The sequence below is a fragment of the Streptococcus sp. genome (assembly GCF_019414905.1).
GTDB lineage: Bacteria > Bacillota > Bacilli > Lactobacillales > Streptococcaceae > Streptococcus.
This window is the reverse complement of the sequence record NZ_DXLC01000225.1, coordinates 1-3,118: the sequence shown is the minus strand read 5'-3', so window position 1 is coordinate 3,118 and position 3,118 is coordinate 1. Positions and strand designations below refer to the sequence as shown.

The following is a 3,118-nucleotide window of genomic DNA, read 5'->3' as shown; positions in this document are numbered from 1 at the left end:
CCCAGAAGACCTCGAAACCCTTTCTGATATGACTGTTCAAGCCATCAACTCAGCTCTTGAACAAATCGATGAAACGACTAAGAAAAAATTAGGTGCTTTCGCAGGGAAATTGCCATTCTAATAAAAATCACAAAAACGCATAATGTAAGGTGCCAGACCTTGATATTATGCGTTTTATTGTGTCAAGACTTACTTGATTTCTCCTCGAATCAAGTTTTGTCTCACCTTTATTATATTTTTTCAACTAAGTCTTTTATCATTCGATGTAGTTCTTCTATCTTTTCAGATTGTTTCTCTATTAATATTCTCTGACTAGATAATTCATCTTGGAGTTTATCAAATTGTATCTGTTCATCTGGATTCTCCTTTACAAAAAAATTCGTTAAGGTACTTGTTAACATTCCTATTGTTCCAATACCGACAAGCATTAATAAAACAGCTAACCATTTACCAAAGAACGAAGTCGGAACAATATCCCCATAACCAACTGTCGTTACAGTAACAAGAGCCCACCAAAGACTCTCTGAAAAAGATTTTTCTTCAACAACAGATAAAATTGAACTTCCTACTAGAACGATAAAGATATTAACATATAAGATATAAATCAGGCCATTTGTCCGTAAAAATCTACTAATTTTTCTTTCTAATTTACCTGTAAGTCCAATTATTCTAAGTAAACGAGTCAGTTTCAGTAATTTTGTCAGCCTTGCTAAGCGAAAGATACGCCCTAACCGAAATACTGTAAAAATAGCATTTAAAGGGAGAATAGCCAATAAATCAAAGATATTTTCAAGTATAAACCTCCATTTTGCTTTACTTGAAAAGAACCGCCAACCATAATCTACCACAAACACAAACCAAAGTTGTAAGTCAATAATACTGTATGGAGGACTGTCTAAATCAATCATCTCAGCAAATCCAAGCAAGACAAGAACAACGGATATCAACGCAAGTATGATAATCGTTGTGTCATAATAATCCTTGAATAACCATTTTCTTTTCACATCATTTCTCCCATATCATTTGTAAACATTATACCACACCAAATCTCTACAATATATAAAAGAAGGCACTCGCCTTCTTTTTTATATCTCTGTCAATGGTGTTGCGGTATCTGGTGATGTATCATAAACCTTAAAGTCTACTCCAACTCCCAGATCAGCTTGTGCTAGCTGGTTGACCATGGTCATGTGAGCCAGCTCCTTGATATTGTTTTCCTTAGACAAGTGACCAAGATAGATTTTCTTAGTGCGATTTCCTAGCGTCCGAATCATGGCTTCAGCACCGTCCTCGTTAGAAAGGTGACCGAGATCAGATAGGATTCGTTGTTTGAGTCGCCAAGCATAGGAACCTGCTCGTAAAATCTCTACATCATGGTTGGACTCGATAAGATAGCCATCTGCATTTTCGACAATCCCTGCCATACGGTCACTAACATAACCAGTATCTGTCAAAAGGACAAAACTCTTATCATCCTTCATAAAGCGATAGAACTGCGGTGCGACTGCATCATGACTCACACCAAAACTCTCGATATCGATATCTCCAAAGGTTTTGGTTTTGCCCATTTCAAAGATATGCTTTTGTGAAGAATCTACCTTGCCAAGATACTTGCTATTTTCCATAGCCTGCCAGGTCTTTTCATTGGCGTACAAATCCATACCATACTTTCGAGCCAAAACACCTACTCCATGAATATGGTCTGAATGCTCATGCGTAATCAAGATGGCATCCAAGTCTTCTGGTTTGCGATTAATTTCAGCAAGTAGACTGGTGATTTTTTTGCCCGATAAGCCTGCATCCACTAAAAGCTTCTTTTTTGGAGTTTCCAGATAAAAGGAATTTCCACTGGAACCCGACGCTAAAATACTGTATTTAAAGCCTGTTTCACTCATTCTAGTCTTCTACTTCATCCTCCCATACTTCTTCTTTCACTGCATCCTTATCATAAGGGAGCACAATTGTGAAAGTTGATCCCTTACCGTATTCACTCTTGGCCCAAATAAAGCCATTATGCTGTTTGATAATTTCTTTGGCAATAGACAGTCCCAGACCTGTTCCACCTTGGGCACGACTTCTAGCGCGATCCACACGGTAGAAACGGTCAAAGATACGTGGTAAATCCTGCTTAGGAATACCCAAGCCTTGGTCTTTGATGGATAAAATCATCTGGTCATCAGTGGTCTTCATGCTAACTGTAATTTTCCCACCATCTGGCGAATACTTGATGGCATTGTTAAGAATATTATCAATCACCTGTGTCATCTTATCTGTATCAATTTCAATCCAGACAGAGGTAATTGGATAATCCCTTACCAAATCATATTTTTTCTCTTCATCCTGCCCTCTTATCTGATCAAAACGGTTGAGGATAAAAGTAATAAAGGCAGTAAAGTTAATCAGTTCCACATCTAGGTGACTGGTCGCATTATCAATCCGTGAGAGATGGAGGAGATCCGTCACCATTCGCATCATACGGTTGGTTTCATCTAGAGATACCTTGATAAAGTCTGGTGCTACGGTTTCACACAAAGCTCCCTCATCCAAGGCTTCAAGATAGGATTTAACACTGGTTAAGGGGGTCCGTAACTCATGGCTAACATTGGAAACAAAGAGTCTCCGTTCGCGTTCCTCCTTTTCCTGCTCCGTCGTATCATGCAAAACAGCAACCAAACCCGAAATAAAGCCAGACTCTCGACGAATCAAGGCAAAGCGAACACGGAGGCTCAGATACTCACCATTAGCATCCTGAGAATCAATCATGAGTTCAGGAATTTGGGTAATCAAATCACGAAGTTCATACTCATCTTCAATCTTAAGCAATTCCAGAATACTTTTGTTGAGAACATCTTCTTTCTGAACACCTAGCTGTTTCTTAGCCATGTCATTAATCATGGTAATCTTACCGCGACGATTGGTCGCAAGGACTCCATCCGTCATGTAAGATAGGATGCTGTGCAATCGTTTACTCTCTTGTTCCAGATTTTCTTGAGTCAAGCGAATTACTTCTGATAAATCATTGAGATTATTGGTAATATTAGTGATTTCAGAACTTCCCTGCATATCCAATACCTGAGAATAATCTCCTGCAATTAGGTCTTTTATCTTTTGATTGATT

At 38.6% G+C, this 3,118-nt stretch carries 4 protein-coding genes; 1 reads left to right on the top strand and 3 read right to left on the bottom strand.

Annotated features, from left to right (window positions below; translation table 11 throughout):
• Positions 1–121: YbaB/EbfC family nucleoid-associated protein (locus tag QZ359_RS06905; RefSeq protein ID WP_293964740.1), on the top strand; the 121-nt coding region annotated here is incomplete at its 5' end.
• 109 nt (positions 122–230) lie between these two features.
• Here the strand turns inward: QZ359_RS06905 and QZ359_RS06900 are convergent.
• From QZ359_RS06900 to vicK, 3 genes are all read right to left on the bottom strand, one after another.
• Complete coding sequence (locus QZ359_RS06900) at positions 231–1,004, bottom strand: ion channel (RefSeq protein ID WP_293964595.1); 774 nt, start codon at positions 1,002–1,004, stop codon at positions 231–233.
• A gap of 81 nt (positions 1,005–1,085) precedes the next feature.
• Positions 1,086–1,895, bottom strand: a complete 810-nt coding sequence (locus QZ359_RS06895; protein ID WP_000004962.1) for an MBL fold metallo-hydrolase — start codon at positions 1,893–1,895, stop codon at positions 1,086–1,088.
• Between the two features lies 1 nt (position 1,896).
• Positions 1,897–3,118: cell wall metabolism sensor histidine kinase VicK (gene vicK, locus QZ359_RS06890; RefSeq protein ID WP_293964590.1), on the bottom strand; the 1,222-nt coding region annotated here is incomplete at its 5' end.